General features: G+C 64.1%; 18 protein-coding genes. 4 read left to right on the forward strand and 14 right to left on the reverse strand.

Features of this window, described 5'->3' with window-relative positions:
• The 3 genes from AC0L2C_RS33125 to AC0L2C_RS33135 form a co-directional block, all read left to right on the forward strand.
• Window positions 1–210, forward strand: a 210-nt coding sequence (locus AC0L2C_RS33125) for a hypothetical protein (protein ID WP_473525420.1), incomplete at its 5' end; no start/stop codon positions are given.
• Complete coding sequence (locus tag AC0L2C_RS33130; RefSeq protein WP_023797999.1) at window positions 207–554, forward strand: hypothetical protein; 348 nt, start codon at window positions 207–209, stop codon at window positions 552–554. The genes AC0L2C_RS33125 and AC0L2C_RS33130, both read left to right, overlap by 4 nt.
• Window positions 555–901: 347 nt before the next feature.
• Window positions 902–1,861, forward strand: coding sequence for a DMT family transporter (locus AC0L2C_RS33135; protein WP_473525421.1), 960 nt, complete (start codon window positions 902–904; stop codon window positions 1,859–1,861).
• A 23-nt stretch (window positions 1,862–1,884) separates the two neighbouring features.
• Here the strand turns inward: AC0L2C_RS33135 and AC0L2C_RS33140 are convergent, their stop codons facing one another.
• From AC0L2C_RS33140 to AC0L2C_RS33200, 13 genes are all read right to left on the reverse strand, one after another.
• Window positions 1,885–2,691, reverse strand: coding sequence for an ABC transporter permease (locus AC0L2C_RS33140; RefSeq protein ID WP_473525422.1), 807 nt, complete (start codon window positions 2,689–2,691; stop codon window positions 1,885–1,887).
• Window positions 2,688–3,695 (reverse strand): ATP-binding cassette domain-containing protein, encoded by a 1,008-nt coding sequence (locus AC0L2C_RS33145; RefSeq protein WP_473525423.1) that lies wholly within the window; start codon window positions 3,693–3,695, stop codon window positions 2,688–2,690. The genes AC0L2C_RS33140 and AC0L2C_RS33145 overlap by 4 nt, the downstream gene beginning before the upstream one ends.
• Window positions 3,696–3,878: 183 nt before the next feature.
• Window positions 3,879–4,388, reverse strand: coding sequence for a superoxide dismutase family protein (locus AC0L2C_RS33150; protein WP_473525424.1), 510 nt, complete (start codon window positions 4,386–4,388; stop codon window positions 3,879–3,881).
• A gap of 131 nt (window positions 4,389–4,519) precedes the next feature.
• A complete protein-coding gene (locus AC0L2C_RS33155) occupies window positions 4,520–5,296 on the reverse strand; it encodes a sulfite exporter TauE/SafE family protein (protein WP_287121806.1) in 777 nt (258 codons plus the stop codon).
• A gap of 286 nt (window positions 5,297–5,582) precedes the next feature.
• Window positions 5,583–6,662, reverse strand: coding sequence for an AI-2E family transporter (locus tag AC0L2C_RS33160; RefSeq protein WP_473525425.1), 1,080 nt, complete (start codon window positions 6,660–6,662; stop codon window positions 5,583–5,585).
• Between the two features lie 501 nt (window positions 6,663–7,163).
• Window positions 7,164–8,675: an L-piperidine-6-carboxylate dehydrogenase gene (amaB, locus tag AC0L2C_RS33165; RefSeq protein WP_287173356.1), complete on the reverse strand. Its 1,512-nt coding sequence runs from the start codon at window positions 8,673–8,675 to the stop codon at window positions 7,164–7,166.
• Between the two features lie 238 nt (window positions 8,676–8,913).
• Window positions 8,914–10,188, reverse strand: a complete 1,275-nt coding sequence (locus AC0L2C_RS33170; RefSeq protein WP_473525426.1) for an RNA polymerase sigma factor — start codon at window positions 10,186–10,188, stop codon at window positions 8,914–8,916.
• Entirely contained in the window at window positions 10,185–10,559 is a 375-nt protein-coding gene (locus AC0L2C_RS33175; protein ID WP_027153193.1) for a YciI family protein, read from the reverse strand. Before AC0L2C_RS33175 ends, AC0L2C_RS33170 begins: the two co-directional genes overlap by 4 nt.
• A gap of 115 nt (window positions 10,560–10,674) precedes the next feature.
• Window positions 10,675–11,781 (reverse strand): DNA topoisomerase IB, encoded by a 1,107-nt coding sequence (locus AC0L2C_RS33180; RefSeq protein ID WP_473525427.1) that lies wholly within the window; start codon window positions 11,779–11,781, stop codon window positions 10,675–10,677.
• A 159-nt stretch (window positions 11,782–11,940) separates the two neighbouring features.
• A complete protein-coding gene (locus tag AC0L2C_RS33185) occupies window positions 11,941–12,825 on the reverse strand; it encodes a transglutaminase family protein (protein WP_023798010.1) in 885 nt (294 codons plus the stop codon).
• 21 nt (window positions 12,826–12,846) lie between these two features.
• A complete protein-coding gene (locus AC0L2C_RS33190) occupies window positions 12,847–15,252 on the reverse strand; it encodes a circularly permuted type 2 ATP-grasp protein (protein WP_287173361.1) in 2,406 nt (801 codons plus the stop codon).
• Between the two features lie 6 nt (window positions 15,253–15,258).
• Complete coding sequence (locus AC0L2C_RS33195; protein ID WP_473525428.1) at window positions 15,259–18,654, reverse strand: transglutaminase family protein; 3,396 nt, start codon at window positions 18,652–18,654, stop codon at window positions 15,259–15,261.
• 123 nt (window positions 18,655–18,777) lie between these two features.
• On the reverse strand, window positions 18,778–19,983 hold the full coding sequence (locus tag AC0L2C_RS33200) for an acyl-CoA dehydrogenase (RefSeq protein WP_128247106.1): 1,206 nt from the start codon (window positions 19,981–19,983) through the stop codon (window positions 18,778–18,780).
• Between the two features lie 185 nt (window positions 19,984–20,168).
• On the opposite strand from AC0L2C_RS33200, the gene AC0L2C_RS33205 reads away from it, so the two are divergent.
• Window positions 20,169–21,065, forward strand: a complete 897-nt coding sequence (locus AC0L2C_RS33205) for a LysR family transcriptional regulator (RefSeq protein WP_473525429.1) — start codon at window positions 20,169–20,171, stop codon at window positions 21,063–21,065.
• Here AC0L2C_RS33205 and AC0L2C_RS33210 read toward each other — a convergent pair whose 3' ends face one another.
• Entirely contained in the window at window positions 21,066–23,372 is a 2,307-nt protein-coding gene (locus AC0L2C_RS33210) for a Tex family protein (protein WP_473525430.1), read from the reverse strand.
• Window positions 23,373–23,735 lie beyond the last annotated feature (363 nt).

Genomic DNA, 23,735 nt, shown 5'->3' on the forward strand with positions numbered 1-23,735 from the left:
CGCAAGGGCGCGGTCGATTCGGTGCTCGCGTTCGTCAATCAGTCGACCGTCGCCACGCATGGCACGCGCCCCGGCGGGGGCCCCCCCCCCCCCCCCCCCCCGCAACGACTCACCCGGCCACAGCCGGCCTATCTCAACCGATCCGGCAGTCGCGCGGCCTCGCGGCCGCACCGGGAAATGTTGCAGGCCGAAACACCGGAGAAACCATGATCATCCGATACGCGCTCTTCGAAGGCGAAATCCATAGCGGCAGGGAAGCTGAGTTCCGCCAGTTCGTGAAAGACCGGCTTGTCCCGCTCTGGACGCAGTTTCCCGGAGCCGAGGAAATCCGCATCCTCGACGGAACTATCCGCGACGAAGGCGCCCCGGCCTACGCAATGGCGCTGGCCATCCGCTATCCGGATATGGCGGCCTGCGAATTGGCGCTTCAGTCCCCCATCCGGTCCGAAAGCCGCCAAGTTACCGGCGAGCTGCTGAAAATGTTCACCGGACGCGTTCACCACCACGTGTTCGACGCGAGCGAATACGTGCCGACACGTGCACCTGAAGAATGAGCGGGCGGTAAGCAGAAATCGGTCTGATCGGCTTGGCGTCATGGGACGCCATCTTCTGGTCGACATCGCCCACAAGGGTTTTCCGCAGCGGTTTTGAACCGTTTTCGCGATGTATTGCCAATCAAGCTGGTGAGGCAGCCGCCGCGGACCAGGTCTAAATCGGCGATCCTGTCCGCCTCACGCGCTGCATCGGCACGGATCAGCGCGATGAAGATACGTCGGTATCCGCCACGCGCCGTCATCCAGAGTTGCGCTCAAGCCGCCCACAGGGATTGGTGACATAGCTGACATTGCGGCTCGGCAAGGCGCAGCAATCCTGCTAAGATCGGCGGTGGGAGGAGACGGGCATGCAATCGCTGCCGATAGCCCATCCTGGCGTAGCCAAGACGACAGCCGACGCATCGCTTCCACTCGCCTATTCCACCGCGACGCTCTGCTGGCTCCTGTCCGCCGGCGTCTACATCGCAGCCAAGTGGGTCGCCCCCGAGATGCCGCCTTGGGCGCTCTGCTTCTGGCGGCTGGCGCTCGCCTGCGCGATCCTGCTGCCTATCGTCCATCGTCATCACGGGGCGATGCTCGCACTGATCCAGTCCCGGGCGATCGAGGTGCTGGCCGTCGGCGCCATCGGGCTGACCCTCTGCCAGGGCATGATCTACACGGGCCTCAATTACACCGACGCGACGACCGCCGGCATCATCATGGCGCTGTCGCCGATCATGACCATGGTGCTTGCCCGCTTCGTGCTCGGCGAGCCCCTCGGCATCTGGAAGGCGCTTGGCGCGCTGCTCGCTCTGGTCGGGATGGTGGTGATCGTGGCGCGCGGCGATCTTACCGCGCTGATGCGGCTCCAGTTCAATCCCGGCGAGTTGTGGATCGTCGGCAGCGCGTTTTGCTGGGGCCTCTACACCGTGCTGCTGCGTCGCGCCAAATTCGCCATCGAACTGCTGCCGACGGTGGTCCTGCTGCTGGGGGCCGGCGCGCTGGCCGCACTGCCCCTCTATCTCTGGGAGCTGTTTTCCGGCGAGCGTTCGGCGCTGCATGCGAACGGCCTTCTGGCACTCGCCTATGTCGCTGGCCCGGGCGGCGCGCTGATGTATTACCTCTACAACCGCAGCGTCGAGACGCTTGGCGCCGGGCGCGCCAGCATGCTGCTCTATCTGCAGACTGTCTTTGTCGCCGTGCTCGCTTATCTTTTCCTAGGCGAAAGCTTGCACGACTACGACCTCGCCGGCGCCGCCTTTATCGTCGCCGGCCTGCTGCTCGCCACCGCGATCAAGCCGAGGCAGCGCACGGTGCATGTCGCGTAGGGATACCTCTCCCGCTACGCCTCTCACCTTCTGAGATACAGCCATAGTGTCGTCGGCGCCAGGATCGCGGTCAGCGCCACCGGCGCGATCAGGGCGAGGACGACCTGACTGAGTGTCGCCCCGCCACCCATCAACCCGCGCAGCGCCGTCGTCATCAGCGACACCGGATTGACTTCGACGAAGGCCCGCAGCCAGTCCGGCATGGTCCCGGGATCGACCATGATGTTTGAGGCGAAGACGAGCGGGAACAGGAAGGTAAAGCCGAGCGTCATCACTGTGGTTGGCGTGCGGATCAGCAGGCCGAGCACGATGAATACCCAGCCCATGCCGAACCCGATGGCGATCAGCATGGCGAAGGCGGCAAGCACGCCGAGGATGCCCGCCTCCGGCCGGTAGCCGAGGATCAGCCCGATGGTGAGGATGATCGAGGCGGCAATCAAATGGCGCAGGATGTCGCCCACCATCAGACCGGCGAACGGAGACAGCGACCAGATCGGCAGCGATCGGAAACGGTCAAACAAGCCCTTGCCGAGGTCGGTCGACAATCCCATGCCCGAATAGACTGCGTTGAACACCACGGTCTGAACCAGGATGCCGGGCAGGAAGAACTGCAGGTATTCGCCAGGCGAACCGGCGAGCGCACCGCCGAAGACGAAGGTGAACAGCAGCGTGAACATGATCGGAGTCATCACCAAGTCGAACAGTTGCTCCGGCACATGCTTGAATTTCAGCACCGCGCGCCATCCGAAGACCAGCGCGTTGGAAAGGGCTGATGGGGACCTCGGTCGGGCGACCCTTTGCAGCCGCTGCAGGGATGTCGTGTCGATCATGGCTTGTCGTCCTTCCGGCTTTCACCCAGGCTCGGCTGGCCCGTCAGCGCGAAGAAGACCTCCTCAAGGCTGGGTTGGCCCATGGAGAAATCCGACAGTTCGATGCCGGCAGCGACCAGGTCGGCGAGCGCCTCGTTGGCGGCCTTCGCCGTGCCGGCAAGGACGGAGAGTTCCGCGCCCTCGGCACTGCGTTGGACAGGGTGCTCCAGCCGGCGTTCCAGAATCGACGCCGCCTGGTCCAGCCGCGCAACATCGGCGAGCGCGACATGGAGAAACCCGGAGCCTGTGGCCGCCTTCAATTCGCGGCTGGTGCCCTCGGCAATCTTCCGGCCGTGGTCGATGACGGCGATGCGTGCCGCGAGTTGATCGGCCTCTTCGAGATATTGCGTGGTGAGCAGGATGGTGACGCCGGCCTCGGCGAGGCCGCGGATCATGCCCCAGACATCTTTTCGGGCGTTCGGATCGAGGCCTGTGGTCGGCTCATCGAGGAACAGCACGCCCGGCGTGACGATCAGCGAGGCGGCTATGTCGAGCCGCCTTCGCATGCCACCCGAATAGTCCCTCACCTGCTTCGTCGCCGCTTCGGACAAGCCGAAAGCCGCGAGCAGGTCGTCCGCGCGGGTTTTCGCGGCGCGACCGCGAAAACCCCAGAGTCGGGCGAGCAGGACGAGGTTCTCCCGGCCCGTCAGGTCCTCGTCGAGCGAAGCGAACTGCCCGGTCATCGCGATTGCCGCACGGACCTCGTGCGGGGCCTGCACGACATCGTGCCCCATCACGGTCGCGGAGCCGGCGTCGGGGCGCGACAGCGTCGCAAGCATCCGCATCAGCGTTGTCTTGCCGGCGCCGTTCGGACCCAGGATGGCGAAAATCATGCCGCGCGGCACATCGAGATCGATACCATCGACGGCACGCAGCTTGCCGAAGGTTTTGACCAGGCCCCGGGCGGAAATGGCTGACCGGGCAAGGCCCGTGGCGGGCATACCCATAGGAGAAGTATCGTTCATGCAATCATCCGGCAGTCGCAAAATGAAGGCCAACTTCGGCGCAATGGCTGCGTCGTCAGTTCCTCTGCAGGCGCATGAGCTTACCGTCTGGCTTATCCTCATGCCAGAGGCTCCGACCATCTGCCTGGCCGCCGAACTGTAGCGCCGGTCAGATCATCTATGGGCTACGCCCTTGGGGTTTTCTCACTCGATCACGGCACAGGCCTGACGTTTTCCGGCATCACCGGCAGGCTGGCTTTTGTAGTCGTCCTGCCCACCGTGGATCATCAATGCCTTGCTTCGTATCGCCGTTTCCCCACCATCCAGCTTGACCATGCTGTTGAAGACCTGAGCACGCAAAACCCCGTCTGCGCCGACCCGCTGATTTGGCATATCGCCCGCGTGCGGGCCTTTTCCGGCGAGATATCCATGTTCGGCATTCGTCGGATTGAAGTGCCCACCGGCCGAGTCATGGCCGGTCTGATGATCGCACTTTCCGGTCTCATGAACATGGAACGCAACCGATTCGCCCGCCGGCAGTCCCGTCACCTCCAACTCTATCAGCACACCCTGCGCCGTCTCGGTCAGCGTGGCCGTTCCGTTCTTCTCGCCGGCCATGTTGACGAATTCGGCTTTCGCGGTCGCGGCGTCCTGAGCCGCTGCAGGCATCGCGACCGCCAGCGCCAACCCTGCTGTTGCAACCAATTTTCTCATCGACTCGGCCTCCGGTTGTCCAAGGCATCCAAACAACAATGGGGCCCCTTCGTTCCATTTGGGAGTTGAGTTTTTGTCTCCGGCACGGCCGTCAGTGAATCGACGCCGACACCTTTCTCGATGTGCCTCAGTTACACCAATTCGAAAAGTTGCGCGGTTTGCCAGCCCGCCAGCAGTATGATGAGAGTGCCAACGAGCCTGAGAAGCGTCTTTTCTGCGATCGACTTCACCATCCACCCGGCCATCGGCGCTGCGATCACCCCGCCAAGGACCAGGCCGGCAACGGCGATCAGATTTTCTGTCAGCTCTCCTGCCTCCGCCCAATGGCCGGTTAACAACGCAAACAGGAAGGTCAGAGACACCGACAACGTTATAAGGAACTCGGTGGCATTTACCGTACCAATAACGTAGCGGGGCGTTCCGCCAAAACCGAGAAGGCCCGTCGTCACGATGGGTCCCCATCCGCCACCCCCTGCGGCATCGAGAAATCCACCACCAAGTCCAAGCGGAGGTACCACGGCGTCAGGGACCGGATTGCTTGGGATCCGTCGGAAGGAACGGAACAGGAGCCAGGCTCCGACGAGCGCAAGATATGTGGTCACATATGGCTTCATGACGGCCCCTTCAAACGAGGTGAGCACAAAAGCGCCGAGAACGCCGCCGAGCACGCCAAACGGCATCAACCGCCAGAAAAGCTTCCAGTCGATATTGCGGTGATAGAGGTGAGCCGAACCCGAGGCCGCCGTGGTGAACAGCTCAGCCGCGTGAACTGAAGCCGAAGCGTGCGCAGGAGACACGCCAAACCCCAGCAGCGTTGTCGAGCAAACCACGCCGTAGGCCATGCCGAGAGCGCCGTCCACAGCCTGAGCTAAAAACCCTACGATCACAAAAAGAAGGAATTCCTGCATTTGGCTCTCCAACAAAGCGCGGTCGTACTCGACGAAAGAGAAACCTGCTGCCTAAAACGCATGCAATCTTCATGCTTCCACAACTCACCAAACGCCTGGTTTCGATAATGGGACGACGAACGGGAAACTGTCCACCCGATCGACGCCTTTCTCCGCACCCGCTGCGATCGAATAGCACTGCGCCCACCTCTCCTGACCTGAGGTTTTGGGGTAGCGCACCTTTCGCGAGCGATACCGCGTTCGACATCTTTAGGTCCAGAATCGAACTGGTGCCGCGGGACGGCGCTTATTCACGACTAGGCGCGGCTCCCGACTGCCGCGATGGCTTTGTGTCGCGCTTTGACGTCAGTTCCGCCCCGGGTTGCTCGTTCAGTCGTTTCTTGAGGATGTCAACCAGGCTGACGGTGACCGCAATCACCGCAGGGCCGAGAACGAGCCCAGATGCTCCGAACAGGACGATGCCACCGACAGCACCGACAAAGGCGACCACCGTGTGGAGCCGCAGCCGGTTCCCGACAAGTATCGGATAGAGCAGATTGTCAATGCCGGCGACAACCACGCCGCCCCAGACGGTCAGGATCGCCGCGCTCGCCCAAGCCCCCTCCAGCGCGAGATAGATCGCTGCGGGCACCCAGATCACGAATGCGCCGAGCACCGGCACGATGGCAAGAAGTCCCATTGCCAGGCCCCAGAAGACCGGAGTGGGCAGGCCGAGCCACCAGAAAATCAGGCCGCCCAGCGTCCCCTGCACAGCTGCGACAAGCACGGTGCCTATCAGGATCGCATGGACCGTCTCGGCAAGGCGGGACAGCGTGTATGCCGTCTCCGCGGTACGCAGGGGCGAGAGACGCTCGATCCCGCGCAGGGCGGATTCACGGTCCCGCAGAAAATAGAACAGCAGATAGAATGTCAGCACGAACATCACGGCCTGATTGATCGAGCCGCGCAACAGCGATGTGCTTTGTGCCGTCAGCCATTGAACAAATGCGGCGACCGTGCCGGCCGGATCGATTTGGTTCTCGATCCACTGGGCAACCGCCGAAAGCCTGGGATAGCCCGACATGAAGGCATCTGTGTTCCAGCCCCGGATGACCTCCTCCATATAGGTGGCGCCGTTTACCGTCTCGCGTACAAGCTGCTGGGCCACGAAGATGAGCGGCAGGCCGACCGCCACCGCCGCGATGCTGACAGACATCAGTGCAGCCAGGTTCTTGTTCCTGAGCCTTTCCTCGACCTGTCGATGAGCCGGATACAGGATGATTGCCAACACCACCGCCCAGGTCAGTGCGGGCAAAAAAGGCAACGCCAGGCGGTAGCAGATGTACAGACCGATCGCCGTCGCGGCCACGATGCCGATCAATCTCATTTGTCTCATATCGGGCATCTGTTTCAGGTCGGGCATCTCTCGCCGTCTCGCAAACCAAGCGAGACTAGTGGATTCTTTGACGAAATGGCAGCTTCCGTTGCCGCACCCCTACTGCCAAGCCGCTGTCGAGTGTGACGAAAATGGTCGAACATTACGCGCTCAGTGGGCTGTTATGCCGGTGGGCGCCCGTCCGGGCTGCCAGCACCACGGCCTGCCGGGCGTGGATGCTCCGACCTACGGCGGTTTTTACAGCTCGCTCGCGGCAGCGCAGCTTCACAGGGCGGCCAAAAAGAAAAAAGGCCGGACTGTTAAGGTCCGGCCAGGCATGAAGGTTCAAAACCTCCAGAGGGGAACGCGCCGGACGCAATGGGAGGAAAACATCCGACGCAATGCGCATATGGGTCGGCACGGATCACGTTTCAACGACATGGGCTGGGCCACATCAGCCGCCCTATAGAGCCACCCGGGCTCGGTGCTGCCACGAAACGAGCCCTGGCGTTCTCAGTCGATGTCGAAGGACACGCCTTGGGCCAGCGGCAGCGCCTTGGAATAGTTCACCGTGTTGGTGGCGCGCCGCATGTAAGCCTTCCAGGCGTCGGAACCGCTCTCGCGGCCGCCGCCGGTCTCCTTCTCGCCGCCGAAGGCGCCGCCGATCTCGGCCCCCGACGTGCCTATGTTGACGTTGGCGATGCCGCAGTCGGACCCGTCGACGCTGAGGAAGCGCTCGGATTCCTGCAGGTCGCGGGTGAAGATCGACGACGACAGCCCCGCTCCGACCGCATTGTGCTCGTCGAGCACGGCGTCGAAGTCCGAGTATTTCATCACGTAGAGGATCGGCGCGAAGGTCTCTTCCGTCACCGGCGAGACCTGCTTGGGCATCTCGATCAGCGCCGGACGAATGTAATAAGCGTCTGGAAGGCCGTTCTCGACTCGCACGCCGCCGGTGACCTTGCCGTCTTGAGCGGCGGCTTCCTTCAACGCGTTCTGCATGCTGTCGAAGGCTGCCTTGTCGATCAACGGTCCGACCAGCGCTGATGTCTCCAGCGGATTGCCGACAGAGACGCTTTCATAGGCCTTTTTCAGGCGCGGAACGAGTTGGTCGTAGACGCTCTCATGCACGAACAGGCGCCTGAGCGTCGTGCAGCGCTGGCCGGCGGTGCCCATGGCGCCGAAGGCGATGGCGCGCAAGGCCATGTCGAGATCGGCCGTCGGGCAGACGATGCCGGCATTGTTGCCGCCGAGCTCCAGCACGGCGCGGGCAAAGCGCTTCGCCAGCCGTGGACCGACATCCCTGCCCATGCGGGTCGAGCCGGTGGCCGAGACCAGCGGCACATCAGGATGATCGACCAGGATTTCGCCGACGGCGCGATCGCCGATCAGCACCGAAATCAATCCTTCCGGAGCATCGCCGAAACGTTCAGCCGCACGCTTGAAGATCGCCTCGCAGGCGAGCGCCGTCAGCGGTGTCTTTTCCGACGGCTTCCAAACCACCGCGTCGCCGCAGACCAGCGCCAGCGCGGCGTTCCACGACCACACCGCGACCGGGAAGTTGAAGGCCGAAATCACGCCGACGACGCCCAGCGGGTGCCAGGTTTCCATCATGCGATGACCCGGGCGCTCGGTGGCGATGGTCAGGCCGTACAATTGCCGCGACAGGCCGACGGCGAAATCGCAGATGTCGATCATCTCCTGCACTTCGCCGAGCCCTTCGGACGGGATCTTGCCGACCTCGATCGACACCAGCCGGCCAAGCTCTGCCTTGTGCGCGCGCAGTTCCTCGCCTAGCAGCCGCACCAACTCGCCGCGCTTCGGTGCCGGCACCAGCCGCCATGCCTGGAAGGCTTTATGCGCCCTGTCGATGGTCTCTGCCGCATCGGCCGGTGAGATCGTCTTCAGCGCGGCGATCTGCTCACCCGTCACCGGGCTGCGCACGATGAGATCGCCGCCTGAAAGCGCAGCCTCGGCAACGCCCAGTTTCGCCAGCAGCCCGGCTGTTTCGTTCGCAATCGTCATTTTCTTTCCCTTTCAGATCCCATCGCTCATAATGCATGTCGGCCAAAAGCATGCCCTCGGGCCCGACCCGAGGGTGCGCAGCGGTTTTGGGACAACGACATGCACCCTTGTGCCATGCCGTCCCTGCGCCGATCGGCCCATCAGGCGCTGTCATGGCGTGGCATTACTCGTTTCAGGGAAAAATCGCCACCCCGGCATGGTCTAAGCCAAAGGCAGACCGTTGAACCAGCGAGTCGTCTCAGCGCGCTGTCTGCGCGGTTCCCCGCACGGCGCCTTCCTTCATCAGCCGGTCGATATGCATGCGGATATGGGCGGCCTCGGCGGCCGTATTGGCAAGCGCAATGGCGCGGTCGAAGGCGATGCGCGCCTCCTCACCACGATCGAGCTGCATCAGCAGTCCGCCCTTGAGGCCGAAAAAATGGAAATAGCCGGAAAGCCTTTGTTCCAGCGGCTCGATCATGGCAAGTGCGGCTTCCGGCCCGCGCACCTTGGCGACCGCGACGGCGCGATTGAGCGTCACCACCGGCGACGGCTGCATCTGCTCGAGCAGGCTGTAGAGCAGCTCGATCTCGTTCCAGTCCGTGTCCTCGGGCCTTGCCGCGCGCGCATGCAGGGCGGCGATTGCCGCCTGCACCTGGTAGGGACCGGGCTTCTGGTGGCGTAGCGCTTTGTCGACCAGCGCCAGCCCCTCGTCGATCATCTTGCGGCTCCACAGGCTTCGGTCCTGGTCTTCGAGCAGCACGATTTCGCCGTTCTCGTCGAAACGCGCCGGCGCACGCGCATGCTGAAGCAGCAAGAGCGCCGTCAGGCCCATGATCTCCGGCTCGGTCTGGAACAGCCTGAGCAGCAGCCGGGCCAGCCGGATCGCCTCCTCGCAGAGCGGCGCGCGCGCCGGCGCCTCGCCGCTGTTGGTCGAATAGCCTTCGTTGAAGATCAGGTAGACCATGGCGGCGACCGCGGCGAGCCGCTCGGAGCGCTCGACCGCACCGGGCGTCTCGAACGGCACGCCGGCATCGGCGATGCGCGCCTTGGCACGTGTGATGCGCTGCTCCATGGCGCTTTCGCCGACGAGAAAGGCGCGGGCGATCTGCTTGACGCTCAGGCCTGAAACGATGCGCAACGCCACGGCGATCTGCTGCGTCGCCGGCAGGTCGGGATGACAGCAGATGAACAGCAGCCGCAATATGTCGTCGCGGTAGTGCGCGCCGTCCAGCCGTTCGGCGATATCGGTTTCGGCATCTTCCAGATCGGAGATCTGGTGCTCTTCCGGCAGCGGCGCCTGCTTGGCACGCTTGCGCACCGCGTCGATGCCGCTGTTGCGGCCAACGAAGATCAGCCAGGCCGCCGGATCGCGCGGCGGGCCGTTTGTCGGCCAGTTCTTCAGAGCTCGCAGGCAAGCGTCCTGGAAAGCTTCCTCCGCCGCGTCGAGATCGCGGAAGTAGCGCAACAGCGCGCCCATTGCCTGTGGGCGGGCGGTGCTGATCGCCGTGCTGATCCAGGTAAGGTCGGTCATGCGGAAACCTTGGCGGGATTGAAGAGCGAAACCGGCCGTATTTCGTAGGAGCCGCCGCTCGGGTTGACCTCGGAAAGCTCGCGCGCAAAGTCGACGGCCTCGTCGAGATCGGCGCATTCAAGCGTGTAGAAGCCGAGGAACTGTTCCTTGGTCTCGGCAAACGGGCCATCGATGACGACCGATTCGCCTTTGACCTTTCTCAGCGTTGTCGCAGCGGTCGTCGGCAGCAGCCGCGCCACCGGGCCAAGCCGACCGGCCCGAGCGTATTTTTCCTGCACGCCCAGGAGTTTTTCCATGACGGCATCGTCCTGTTCCTTGCTCCACGAGCAAACGACGTCTTCGGAGGCATAGCAGAGGATTGCGTAGAGCATGGGTGCGTCCTTTTCTCTGTCAAAGGACGAAACAGTAGGACCGATCCCGACACAACGTCGATAAAAAAATCACGTCCTCCCAGCACAATAAAGGCCTGTGGCTGCTCTGTTCGGTTCAGCTTTCCTGCACCTTCAGCCATCTCAGAACGACGGCTTCTTCGTCATCAAGGCCGGCTATCGATCGCTTCCGCTTGTTCGCATCCGCCATTTCGCTGAGCAGCCGACCTTCGGACCAGGCTTCGAAAACCTGTGGGTGGATGTAACACCTGCGGCAGATGGCGCGCGTGTTGCCCAGCCGCTCGGCCACCTTGTCGATGACGCCGTTCATCACCCACTTCTGTTGTGCCTGGCTTTCGGGTCGTTCGGTTTGCGCAAAAAGCGACGCCGCATGGATGGTGCCGCCCCAGGTTCGGAAATGCTTGGAGCTGAAATCGGCCCCCGCCGTCTCCCTGATATAGCGGTTGACGTCGTCGGAGCGGATCGGTCGCCTGCTTCCGTCCTCGTCGAGATACTGGAACAGCTTCTGGCCCGGCAGATCCTGCGCCCCGCGCACAATCCTGGCGATCCGGCGATCGACGAGCCTCAGCTTCCATTCCTTGCCGGACTTGCCCTTGAAAGCGAAACGCAGGCTCGAGCCATTGATGTCGACATGGCGGTCGCGCAGCGTGGTCAGCCCAAAGCTGTTGTTGTCGCGGGCGTAGGCGGCATTACCGATGCGGATCATCGTGTTGTCGAGCAGCCAGACCACAGCGGCGACAACGCGTTCCAAGGGTAGGCCGTGACGGCGCAGATCGGCGTCGATCTGGCGTCGCAGCTCAGGCAGGCTCTCTGCAAAGGCAACCAGGCTCGAATATTTGACGCCGTCGCGCTCCTCGGCCCATTGCGGATGATAGCGGTATTGCTTGCGTCCGCGCTGGTCTCGGCCCGTCGCCTGGATGTGACCGTTGGCATCCGGCGCGATCCACACATCCGTCCACGCCGGCGGGATGGCGAGTGCCTTGATGCGGGCCATGGTGTTCTCGTCGACGCCCTGCCCGTCAGGCCCTTTGTACGAAAATCCCTTGCCGGCCCTGAAGCGGCGGATACCGGGCTCGTTATCGGTGAGGTAGGTAAGCGACGCTCGATCGGCCGAGGCCTCTCCGCCATTCTTCGGCGCCCCGTTTTTTGGTGCAACCTCCTTGGCAGCCGATCGGCCAGACGACGAGCCGGATTTGTTCAGCATGTCCTCTCCACGAGAAATTTTCCCGTAGATAAGCGCAGGAACGGCTGCTGGTTCCGCGTGTGGCTTTCAGAATGATGTCAGCGCACCGCATGTGCGTTCGACGGGCCGTCTCTCTGTCTTCCTTCGGCGCCTACAAATCGATTTCGGCCTCGCTTGCCGTCATGCCTTTTCCAGCACGACCGGAATGACGTCGACCGCCTGCTCGCCGACCTGTCCGCCCGTCGTCTTCAGGACGCCGACGATCGGCGCTACATCCGAATAGTCGCGGCCGTGGCCGACGGTGATGTGGTCGTTGCTTGCCCGCATGCCGTTGGTCGGATCGAATTCCTGCCATCCGGTGTCGCGCCCGCACCACACCTTGACCCAGGCATGCATGGCGTCGGCCCCTTCCAGTCGCGGTTTTCCGCGCGGCGGGATGGTGCGCAGGAAGCCGCTGACATAGCCGGCGGGGATGCCGAGGCCGCGCAGGCCGGCGATCATGATGTGCGAAAAATCCTGGCAGACGCCGCGCTTCAGGCTGAAAGCATCGCTCGCCCGCGTTTGCACCGTGGTCGCCTCGCCATCATAGGTGAAATCGCGATGAATGCGGTTGCACAGGTCCATGGCGGTACCGACGACAGAACTGCCGGCACTGCTCCGCGCATACCCCGTGATATCAGCGTCAATGCCGACATGGTCGCTGGCGGCCAGAAAGTGATGCGGTGTATCAGGCGACAGCGACCGCACCGCTTCGAGTTGGCTCCGCAGCCGGCGAATGTCGGGCGACACGTCAAGCCCGGGTTCCGGCCGCGAGACGGCGACGCGCGCGCTCATCCTGATGTCGAGCGCATCATGGGCATCGCGAAAGGCGATCGACGTGACATTGTTGCCGAAGAAATCGGAAAAGTCGGAGCGTTCGCTCGGCGCCGGCGCGAAGGACAGCGAAGCGGCGATCACCCGCTGCACGCCCGATATCGTCGGCGGCAGCACGCGCACCTGATGGCGGCCGCCGCCGGCTGCAGCATCATAGTCGTAACGCAGATTGAGTCTGATGTCGTAGAGCATCCCAGCCTCCGGGTCTCGTCCTTAGCCGAAATAGGCCTTGGCGAGGCTGTTGTAGAGGCCGCCGATCTCGGTGGCGAGATCGTCCAGTGCCTTCGCCGTCATGTCCGAGGGCTCCTTGATGGCGATTGCCGTATTGAGCTGCAGTATCTCTTTCGCCGCCGGCGACATATGCCCCTCGCCACCGACAGCAGGCAACAGCGCGATCTCGGCCTTCAGCCGCTCGAGCTGGAACAGGATGGAGCGCGGGTTGAGCGGATCGAGCACCAAGAGGTCGATCACCGTGCGCCTGCCGGCCTGCACCGGATACTGCCGCCGGTGGGTCATCACGCTGTCGCCGATCTCCAGCATCATGTCGAGCGCGCCTTCGGGCGCCGCAGCCCCGGTCAGCCGGGCCAGCGTGCGGGCGATCTGGATGCCGCGTTCCAACCGCCGGCCGATCTCCAGGAAGCGCCAGCCGGTGAAGCGATACATGTTCTCATGCAGCAGGCCGGAAAACCCGGCGAGCTTGCGCAGGATGACCGTCATCGCCCGCGTCCCATCATCGCCAGGCGCCACCGTTGTCGCGAATTGATGGATGGTCTTCGACAGATCCTTCAGCGCCAGCCAACCGTCGGGCGAGAAGCGGTCGCGGATCTGTCCGGCGCTGTAGACGGCGCTGTCCAGCGTGCCGATCAGCCCCGGCGGGATCGCCGTGGCGACGTCGATGCCGAACGGTTCGAGATGGTCTCTGATATCGGCAAGCAAAGGCATGTCCGGGTCGGAGGCCTCGGCCAGCCGCACGTGATAGGCGCGCAGGATGCGCACCGTGCCTTCCGATCGCTCGATATAACGGCCGAGCCAAGTCAGGTTCTCCGCCGCGCGGCTGGGCAGGCTGCCTGGCGAGGTGCGGATGAAGCTGTCGTGCTCCTGCGGCAGCAGCGTCTCGCGCTCCACCGGCCTGTCGCTGACCACCCATACATCCGCAGCCTGGCCGCCGCGCTGCATGGCGATTGCGGTCGGGTCGAGCGAAAAGCCGACGCGGGCAAAACCGCCGGGCATCACCGTCCAGCCTTCCGGCGTTCGCGCCAGATAGACGCGCAGGGCTGCCGGCCGCGGCTCAAGCCAGCCGCCGACATAGACCGGCGTGGTCGAAAGCGTCACTGCTTCCTGTCCGACGAAGGCGCCCCCGTCGCGTTCGATCCGGGCTATCAGTTCGGCCCGTTCCCCGGCAACCAGCGCCGAGCCCAGCCTGGTGCAATCGTCATCCTCGAAGGCAAGCCGCGTCGACAGCGCCGGACCGATCACCATGCGGTCGAGGTTGGCCAGCACATGGTCACGGTCCGCGTCCCGCCCGCACCACCATGTCGCGACGCTCGGCAAGAGAAGCTCCTCGCTCCGCAATTCGCGCGAAATTTTTGGCAGGAAGGCGAACAGCGCCCGCGTTTCCATCAGCCCGGAGCCGAGCGCGTTGACGGCTGAGACGGCTCCCCGGCGGATCGCCTCGACCAGCCCTGGCGTGCCGATCTGCGAATCCGGCCTCAGCTCCAGCGGATCGGCGAAGGCGGCGTCGAGCCGCCGCCACAGCACGCTGACCGGCATCAGCCCGGAAACCGTGCGCACCATCAATCGACCGCCGGAGACGGTCAGATCCTCGCCTTCGAGCAGCATGATGCCGAGATAGCGGGCGATGTAGGCATGCTCGTAATAAGTTTCGTTGAGTGGCCCCGGCGTCAGGATGGCGACACGGCCGCCCGATCCCTTGGCCATGCCGTTAAGCGCGTCGCGAAAGCGACGGAAGAAGCCGGCAAGGCGGTGCACATGCATCTCGCCATAGATGTCGGACAGCGCACGCGTTGTGGCGACGCGGTTTTCCAGCGCAAAGCCGGCACCTGACGGCGCCTGCGTGCGGTCGCCCAGCACCCACCAGCGGCCATCCGGTCCACGGCCGAGTTCGAACGCGCAGAAGTGCAGGAAATGGCCGCTGGCCGGTCTGGTGCCGACGACGGGGCGCAAATATTCCGGGCTGGCCGCGATCAGCCCCGCCGGCAGGATGCCTTTCTCGACCAGGCGGTTCGGCCCGTAGATATCGGCAATCGTTTCCTCGAACAGCTCGGCCCGCTGGACCAGGCCGGCACTGATCGCGGCCCATTCCTGCTCCTCTATCAGGAGAGGCACATGCGCCAGCGGCCATTCGCGCTCATTGGCGCCGGCCTGATCGTAGAGACGGTAATAGACGCCGGCGTCGCGCAGATACTGGTCGGCGCGGGCGAAGCGCTGGGCAAGCTTTTCAGGCCCCAGATCTTCCAGCGCCTCGATGAACTCCTTCCAGACCGGACGGGGATTGCCTGATGCATCGACCATCTCGTCGACGACGCCGTCGATCGGCTGGTAGTGCTCCAGCAGGTTATGCGGCCTGCCGCGTATTTCCTGGTGATTCCCCTTTGCCATGGCTGATCAGAGTCTTGCAGGCCGCCGCAGGTCAAGGGTCATCGGGAAATCCTCAGAGGCTTGTTCGCCGCGCAGCACGTAGGCGGACGGCGTATGGCCGCGCGGCTCGAAGCGGGCGAGCCGCCGCGCCTCCGCTTCGTTGCCGTTGACCGGGAAAGTGTCGTAGCTGCGCCCGCCGGGATGCGCGACATGGTAGACGCAGCCGCCGACCGCCCGGCCCGACCAGCGATCATAGATGTCGAAGACCAGCGGCGTGTTGACCGGCAGTGCTGGATGCAGCCCCGATGACGGCTGCCAGGCCTTGAAGCGGACGCCGGCCACCGCGATCTCTCTGGAGTCGGTCACCTTCATCGGCACGATGCGGCCGTTGCAGACGACCGCATGACGTTCCGGATTGAGCCCTTCGGTCTTCACCTGCAGCCGCTCGACCGAGGAATCGACGAAGCGCACGGTGCCGCCGATGGCGCCCTGCTCGCCCATGACATGCCACGGCTCCAGCGCCTGCCGCAGCTCCAGCTTGATGCCGGCATGCTGGACTTCGCCGCAGAAAGGAAAGCGGAATTCGAGCTGCGCATCGAACCATTCGGGACGGAACTCGAAGCCATTCAGCTTGAGATCGTCAAGCACGTCGAGAAAGTCAGCCCATACATAATGCGGCAGCATGAAACGGTCATGCAGTGACGTGCCCCAGCGCACGAAGCGGCCATCGAGCGGGTTCTTCCATGCGCGGGCGATGATGGCGCGCACCAGCAATTGCTGCGCCAGGCTCATGCGCGCATTGGGCGGCATCTCGAAGCCGCGGAACTCGACCAACCCCAGCCGGCCGGTCGGGCCGTCGGGCGAAAACAGCTTGTCGATGCAGATTTCCGAACGGTGGGTGTTCCCAGTCACGTCGGTCAACAGGTTACGGAACAGCCGGTCGACCAGCCACGGCAACGGGGCGCTGCCACTGTCCGGATGCGGCACCTGCGCCATGGCGATCTCAAGCTCGTACAGCGAATCGTGGCGCGCCTCGTCGAAACGCGGCGCCTGGCTGGTCGGGCCGATGAACAGGCCTGAGAACAGATAGGACAGCGACGGACGGCGCTGCCATTGCAGGACAAGGCTTTTCAGCAAATCGGGGCGGCGCAGGAACGGACTGTCGTTGGGTGTCGCGCCGCCGACGACGACATGGTTGCCGCCGCCGGTGCCGGTATGACGGCCGTCGATCATGAACTTGTCGGCGCCGAGCCGCGTCTGCCGCGCCTCCTCGTAGATCGCTGTGGTCGTCGCCACGCAGTCCTGCCAGTTTGCAGCCGGATGGATGTTCACCTCGATGACGCCGGGATCCGGAGCCACGCGGATGACGTTGAGGCGCGGATCGTGCGGCGGGCCATAGCCCTCGATATGCACCGGCAGGCCGATAACCTTTGCCGCATTCTCGGCCGCCGCGACCAGTTCGAGATAGTCCTCCAGCGCCTCGACCGGCGGCATGAATACACAAAGCCGTCCGTCGCGCGGCTCGACCGACAGCGCGGTGCGCACCGCGCCACCGATCTCGGTAATCTCCTGTTCGACACGGTCCTGCTGGCCGGTCGCTGCGGTGAAGGACGCCGCCTGCTGGCGGCGCGCCATTTCGTCAGCGCCTTCAAGTTCGGCCGGGGCAGCCTCCGGCAAAGAAGCGGCTTCAGGCAAAATAGCCTCGCGCGCCGGCAATGGTCCGCGCGGCAGCGAAGGATCGACCGGCACGAGGTAGGGGAACTGCGCCGGCGGCACATGGGGAAGCGTGCCGAGCGGCAGGCGGTAGCCGACCGGTGAATCGCCCGGCACCAGGAACAGCCTGCCGCGCCGCGTCTTCCACTTCTCCGAACGCCAGCGCGGTCCCGACGCCTGGCTGTTCCAGCGCTGGACAGGCAGTACATAGCCCGAAGGCTTGGTCAGGCCGCGTTCGAACACCCGCGCCATGCGGCTGCGCTCCTCGGGGTCGTCCAGCTTCGAATTGGACGGATCGACATTCTCTGGCAGCTTGCCTTCCTTGAGCAGCCACTCAGCCGGGTCCTCATAGGCTTCGCTGACCATGGTGTTGTCGATGCCGAGTTCATCGGCAATCGCCGTCAGCAGGCTTTCAGCCTGCTTCGGCCCCACTTCTGCTTCGCCTGCTTCATCTGCTTCGCTGTTCTCCCGCGCGATCAGCGACGGGTCGCTCCACACCGGCTCGCCGTCGGCGCGCCAGTACAGCGAGAAGGTCCAGCGCGGCAGGCTTTCGCCCGGATACCACTTGCCCTGCCCGTAGTGCAGGAAGCCGCCGGGCGCGAAACGCTCACGCAGCCGGCGGATCAGCGCATCGGCCTTTTCGCGTTTTGTCGGGCCGACGGCGGCGGTGTTCCACTCCTCCGCCTCGAAATCATCGATCGACACGAAGGTCGGCTCGCCACCCATGGTCAGCCGCACGTCCCCGGCTTCGAGTGCGGCGTCGACCTGCCTGCCCAATGCGTCAAGCGCCTGCCAGCTTTCGTCCGAGAATGGCTTGGTGATGCGGGGGTGCTCGGCGATGCGGTCGACCCGCATGTCGAAGCCGAACTCGACATTGGCGAAGCTCGCCATGCCGGAAATAGGCGCGGCGTTGCGGAAATGCGGCGTGGCCGCCAACGGCACATGGCTTTCGCCGGTGAGCAGGCCGGAGGTCGGGTCGAAGCCGATCCAGCCGGCCCCCGGCAGATAGACCTCGCACCAGGCATGAAGATCGGTGAAGTCGACGGCGGTGCCGGGCGGACCGTCAAGCGCGACGAGGTCGGGCTTCAACTGGATCAGGTAGCCGGAAACGAAGCGCGCGGCGATGCCGAGGTTCCTCAGGATCTGTACCAGCAGCCAACTCGTATCGCGGCACGAGCCTTTCTTGGCGGCCAGCGTTTCCTCCGGCGAAAAAACACCGGTTTCCATGCGCACGATATAGGCGACCTCGCGCTGCAGGCGGGCATTGAGGTCGACGACGAAATTGACGGTATTGGTTGGGTGGCGATCGATGGTTTGCAGGAACGCCGACAGCAGCGGTCCAGCCGGTTCCGGCGTCCGGTAGATGGCGAGATCGTCGCTGATCTCTTCCGGGTATTCGAACGGCAAGGTCTCGGCCGCCGGCTCGACGAAAAAATCGAATGGGTTGTAGACCGTCATGTCGGCGACGAGGTCGACCTCGATCTTCAGTTCCGTCACCGGTTCCGGAAACACGAAGCGCGCGAGGAAATTGCCGTAGGGATCCTGCTGCAGATTGACGAAGTGGTTCGCCGGCCCGACCTTCAACGAATGGCTGAGCACCTTGGTGCGGGAATGCGGCGCCGGCTGCAGCCTGATGACCTGCGGGCCGAGGACGACCGGCCGGTCATATTTGTAATGGGTCAGGTGGTAGACGGCTGCCAGAATTGCCATGGGACCCCGAAAGTCGGCGTTTCAAACGAACTCGCCGAACCCTGACACAAATGCTGGCCATTCTCCAAGCAGAGATGTTGCGGTGCAACTAATTTAAGCAGCGTTGCTGGCCTCGGGGCCGGCTTAGAAAAACGCCTGCAATCCGGTCTGCGCCCGTCCGAGGATCAGCGCATGCACGTCATGCGTGCCCTCATAGGTGTTGACCGTTTCCAGGTTCTGCGCATGGCGCATGACGTGGTAGCCGATCTGGATGCCGTTGCCGCCATGCATGTCGCGGGCCTGGCGGGCGATGTCGAGCGCCTTGCCGCAATTGTTGCGCTTGACGATCGAGATCATCTCCGGCGCCATCTTGCCCTCATCCATCAGCCGCCCGACCCGCAAGCTGCCCTGCAGCCCCAGCGCGATCTCGGTTTGCATGTCGGCGAGCTTCTTCTGGAACAGCTGCGTGCCGGCCAGCGGCTTGCCGAACTGCTTGCGGTCAAGGCCATATTGGCGGGCCCGGTGCCAGCAATCTTCCGCCGCGCCCATCGCCCCCCAGGAAATGCCGTAGCGCGCCCGGTTGAGGCAGCCGAACGGCCCCTTCAGGCCCGACACGTCAGGCAGCAGCGCGTCCTCACCGACCTCGACGCCTTCCATCACCACTTCGCCGGTGATCGACGCGCGGAGACTGAGTTTGCCGTCGATCTTTGGCGCCGACAGCCCCTTCATGCCTTTTTCCAGCACGAAGCCGCGAATCTCATTGTCCTGCGCGCCCCCACTCTTGTCGGACAACTTTGCCCAGACGACAAACACGTCGGCGATCGGGGCGTTGGAGATCCACATTTTCGAGCCCGAGATCCTGTAGCCGTTCGCCGTCTTCTCAGCGCGCGTCTTCATGCCGCCAGGGTCGGAACCAGCATCCGGCTCGGTCAGCCCGAAGCAGCCGATCCATTCGCCTGACGCCAGCTTCGGCAGGTATTTTTTGCGTTGCGCCTCCGAGCCATAGGCATGGATCGGATACATCACCAGCGACGACTGCACGCTCATCATCGAGCGATAGCCAGAATCGATGCGCTCGACTTCGCGCGCCACCAGGCCATAGGTGACGTAGTTGGCGCCGAGCCCGCCATATTCTTCCGGAATGGTGATGCCGAGCAGACCCGCTTCGCCCATCTCGCGAAAGATCCCGGCATCGGTCTTTTCCTCGAGATAGGCTTCCTCGATCCTGGGGGCGAGCTTGTCGGCGGCGAATGCCGCTGCGCCATCGCGCACCATCCGCTCGTCTTCCGACAGCTGGTCCTCGATCAGGAAAGGATCATCCCAGACGAATGCGTTCTTGTCGGCGGCCATGGCCTCGGTCTCCCAACTCTTGCATGTCGCCCAAAAGCTTGCCCTCGGGCCTGACCCGAATGTGTCCGGTGGTTTGGGATAACGACATGCACAAACAACAACATGAATTGGGCGGCTTATCGGCTTCCGGTTCGAAAAAATCAAACGAAATTGCTTCGCCAACCAATGAGCGTTAGTAATGAATCATGAACGTGCAGCGCCGCCTTTTGCCTAGTATCAGCGCCCTTGCCGCCTTCGAGGCGGTGGCCCGGCTGGGCAGCTTTACCGCCGCCGCAAGGGAGCTCGATCTGACCCAGGGCGCCGTCAGCCGCCAGATCAGACTTTTGGAGGCCCAGTTCGGCCGCCAGCTGTTCGAACGCGACAGCCGCAATGTCAGGCTGTCGACGGCCGGTGAGATCTATGCCGAAGCGGTGCGCGCCGCCTTGGGTCAATTGCGCGACGCAGCGCTTGGATTGATGAGCAATCGGCATAGTGGCATCTTGAACCTTGCGATCCTGCCGACCTTCGGCACACGCTGGCTGATGCCGCTCATCCCGGATTTCGTCGAAAGCAACCCTGATATCACCATCAATTTCGTCACCCGCATCGGCCGTTTCGACTTCGCCCGCGAGAGGCTCGACGCCGCCATCCATTACGGCCTGCCCGACTGGCCCGGTGCCGACTCGACGCTGCTGGTGCGCGAGACAGTGGCGCCGGTTGTCTCGCCCGAATTTCTGGCCGGCCGCGCCATTGCCACGCCTGCCGATATCGGCCGCCTGCCACTGCTGCATATGGCGACGCGGCCCGGCGCATGGACCGAGTGGTTCGAGCATCAGGGATTGAGCGTACCGACCGGGCCCGGCATGCAGTTCGAGCAATTCGGCACCGCCGCCCAGGCCTGCATGGCCGGGCTCGGCGTGGCGCTGCTGCCGCAGGTCCTCATCTCAGGCGAATTGCAACGGGGCCAGTTGGTGCCGGCGCCGGGCCGGCCGATGCAGAGCCGCAGCGCCTATTACCTCGTCGTGCCGCATGACAAGCGCGGCCATCCGCCGGTCGCCAGTTTTCGCGACTGGCTGCTGCGCCATGTGCCGCCGGAGAAGTAGCTACTTACGCTTCAACGCATCGGCCAACGCGGCGCCGAACGCGCCTTGTTGCACCGGCCGCTCCGGCTGGCGCTGCGGCGCGGGCGCTCGCGGCACCGGTCTGTTGCCATTGTCGCGCGGCTTCGGTGTGCCGCCGTCACCATCCCTGCGCATTGACAGGCCGATGCGCTTGCGCTTGATGTCAATGTCGACGACGCGCACCTTGACCACGTCGCCGGCTTTCACCACCTCATGCGCATCCTTGACGAAACGGTCGGCCAGTTGCGACACGTGCACAAGTCCATCCTGGTGCACGCCGATATCGACGAAGGCGCCGAACGCGGCGACATTGGTGACGGTGCCTTCCAGCAGCATGCCTGGCTTCAAATCCTTGATGTCGTCGACGCCGTCGGCGAAGGTCGCGGTCTTGAAGCCGGGGCGCGGATCGCGGCCGGGCTTTTCCAGTTCCGCCAGGATATCGCGTACCGTCGGCAGGCCGAACCGCTCATCGACGAAGAGACGCGGATCGAGCGCCTTGAGAGCGGCACTGTCGCCCATCAGCGAGCGGAGGTCGCGTCCGCAGGCCGCAACGATTTTTTTCGCCACGCCATAGGCTTCCGGATGCACGGCCGAGGCATCGAGCGGTTCGGTGCCGTTGGCAATGCGCAGGAAGCCGGCGCATTGCTCGAAGGCCCGGGGTCCAAGGCGCGAGACTTTCAACAGGTCACGTCGGCTGGCGAAGGGACCCGCCGCGTCACGGTGCGCAATGATCGCCTCGGCCAGCGATGCGCCAAGACCCGAAACCCGCGCCAAAAGCGGCGCCGAGGCGGTGTTGAGGTCGACGCCGACGGCATTGACCGCGTCCTCGACCACCGCTTCCAGCGAGCGGCCGAGCCGGTACTGGTCGACGTCGTGCTGGTATTGGCCGACGCCGATCGACTTCGGCTCGATCTTGACCAGTTCGGCCAGCGGATCCTGCAGCCGCCGCGCGATCGACACCGCGCCGCGCAGTGACACGTCGAGGCCGGGGAATTCCGCCGCTGCCGTTGCCGAGGCGGAATAGACCGAGGCGCCCGCCTCGCTGACGATCACCTTGAGCGGCTTCGGCCCGGACTCGGCAGGCATGTCGGCCAGCATGTCTGCGACCAGCCTTTCCGTCTCGCGGCTGCCGGTGCCGTTGCCGATGGAAATCAACTCGACCTTGTGCAGGCGGATGAGTTTTGCCAGTTCGGCCTGCGTGCCGCGCACATCATTCCTTGGCGGAAACGGATAGACCGTCGTAGTCGCCAGCAGCTTGCCGGTGCCGTCCACCACCGCCACCTTGACGCCGGTGCGGATGCCGGGGTCGAGCCCCATCGTGGCGCGCGAGCCGGCCGGGGCAGCGAGCAGCAAGTCCTTCAGATTGCGGGCGAAGACATGGATCGCCTCCTCCTCGGCCCGCTCGCGCAGATCCCGCATCAAATCGAGCGTCAGATGCAGCGACAGCTTTACGCGCCAGGTCCAGCCCGCCACCTCCATCAGCCAGCGGTCGCCCTGCAACTGGCGGCCGATGGCGTAGGCATCGGCGATCATCCGCTCGACCGGCTTCACCGGCGACGCGTCGTCGGCATCGACTTCGATATCAAGCGACAGCACCTCTTCGTTGCGGCCGCGCAGCATCGCCAGGGCGCGATGGCTCGGCACATTGGCCCAGCGCTCGACATGGTCGAAATAGTCGGAGAATTTCGCGCCGGCTTCCTGCTTGCCGTCGACGACGCGCGACCGCATGAAGGCGCGTTCCTTCATGTAGCTCCGCAGCCTGCCGACCAGATCGGCATTCTCGGCGAACTGCTCGGACAGGATGTCGCGCGCACCATCGAGCGCCGCCTTGGCATCGGCTACCTCTTCAGTGATATAGGCCAGCGCCAGTTCGCTGGGCGCCGCCGCGCGGTCGGCAAGGATGGCCTCGGCCAGCGGTCCCAGCCCACGCTCGCGCGCGATCTCGGCCTTGGTCCGGCGCTTCGGTTTGTAGGGCAGATAGATGTCTTCGAGTTCCGCCTTGGTGGCGGCCGCAGCGATCTTGGTTTCAAGCTCTTCGGTCAGCTTGCCCTGGTCGCGAATCGAACCGAGAATGGTGTCGCGGCGCGCATCGAGCTCGCGCAGATAGGCTAGGCGCTCGGCCAGCAGGCGCAGCTGCGTGTCGTCCAGACCGCCGGTGACCTCCTTGCGGTAGCGCGCCACGAACGGCACCGTCGCGCCTTCGTCCAGCAGTCCGATCGCCGCCGCGGCCTGTTCGGGCCGGGCCGTGATCTCGGCTGCGATGATTGCTGCGATGCGCTCGGATGCCATGTCGTTCCTGCTGTCCTGTCGAAAAGAGCGGCGACCATAGGCGCAGAGCGTCGCCCCGCCAACCTCGCTCTTTTCGACCGATCAAGAGTTCCACAGGAAAGCACGTTGGAAATTCGCATGGCAGAATGCGCCCACGCCTGGATTTGCCCGTGCCCTTCAGACGTGCGCGCTGCCCCTCATTGCCCTGCCGGGCATTTCTCCCCGTATAGTGACGGGGAGAAAGACGCCTTCGCAATGGGTTTCGCCAACGACCAGCGTTGCAAAATAGCGCCGCGGTGCGGCCAGCTGTCCAGTTGAAAGATGGGTAACACTTTGAACCGGATACATGGGTTACAGTTTTCCCCCTGTCGTGGGGGGGGGGGG

Source organism: Mesorhizobium sp. WSM4845, assembly GCF_055811455.1.

Excerpts from the sequence above, each read along its gene's own strand:
- AC0L2C_RS33130 (WP_023797999.1), top strand. The coding sequence starts at position 207 with ATGATCATCCGATACGCGCTCTTCGAAGGCGAAATCCATAGCGGCAGG.
- AC0L2C_RS33135 (WP_473525421.1), top strand. The coding sequence starts at position 902 with ATGCAATCGCTGCCGATAGCCCATCCTGGCGTAGCCAAGACGACAGCC.
- AC0L2C_RS33140 (WP_473525422.1), bottom strand. The coding sequence starts at position 2,691 with ATGATCGACACGACATCCCTGCAGCGGCTGCAAAGGGTCGCCCGACCG.
- AC0L2C_RS33145 (WP_473525423.1), bottom strand. The coding sequence starts at position 3,695 with ATGAACGATACTTCTCCTATGGGTATGCCCGCCACGGGCCTTGCCCGG.
- AC0L2C_RS33150 (WP_473525424.1), bottom strand. The coding sequence starts at position 4,388 with ATGAGAAAATTGGTTGCAACAGCAGGGTTGGCGCTGGCGGTCGCGATG.
- AC0L2C_RS33155 (WP_287121806.1), bottom strand. The coding sequence starts at position 5,296 with ATGCAGGAATTCCTTCTTTTTGTGATCGTAGGGTTTTTAGCTCAGGCT.
- AC0L2C_RS33160 (WP_473525425.1), bottom strand. The coding sequence starts at position 6,662 with ATGAGATTGATCGGCATCGTGGCCGCGACGGCGATCGGTCTGTACATC.
- amaB (WP_287173356.1), bottom strand. The coding sequence starts at position 8,675 with ATGACGATTGCGAACGAAACAGCCGGGCTGCTGGCGAAACTGGGCGTT.
- AC0L2C_RS33170 (WP_473525426.1), bottom strand. The coding sequence starts at position 10,188 with ATGACCGACCTTACCTGGATCAGCACGGCGATCAGCACCGCCCGCCCA.
- AC0L2C_RS33175 (WP_027153193.1), bottom strand. The coding sequence starts at position 10,559 with ATGCTCTACGCAATCCTCTGCTATGCCTCCGAAGACGTCGTTTGCTCG.
- AC0L2C_RS33180 (WP_473525427.1), bottom strand. The coding sequence starts at position 11,781 with ATGCTGAACAAATCCGGCTCGTCGTCTGGCCGATCGGCTGCCAAGGAG.
- AC0L2C_RS33185 (WP_023798010.1), bottom strand. The coding sequence starts at position 12,825 with ATGCTCTACGACATCAGACTCAATCTGCGTTACGACTATGATGCTGCA.
- AC0L2C_RS33190 (WP_287173361.1), bottom strand. The coding sequence starts at position 15,252 with ATGGCAAAGGGGAATCACCAGGAAATACGCGGCAGGCCGCATAACCTG.
- AC0L2C_RS33195 (WP_473525428.1), bottom strand. The coding sequence starts at position 18,654 with ATGGCAATTCTGGCAGCCGTCTACCACCTGACCCATTACAAATATGAC.
- AC0L2C_RS33200 (WP_128247106.1), bottom strand. The coding sequence starts at position 19,983 with ATGGCCGCCGACAAGAACGCATTCGTCTGGGATGATCCTTTCCTGATC.
- AC0L2C_RS33205 (WP_473525429.1), top strand. The coding sequence starts at position 20,169 with ATGAACGTGCAGCGCCGCCTTTTGCCTAGTATCAGCGCCCTTGCCGCC.
- AC0L2C_RS33210 (WP_473525430.1), bottom strand. The coding sequence starts at position 23,372 with ATGGCATCCGAGCGCATCGCAGCAATCATCGCAGCCGAGATCACGGCC.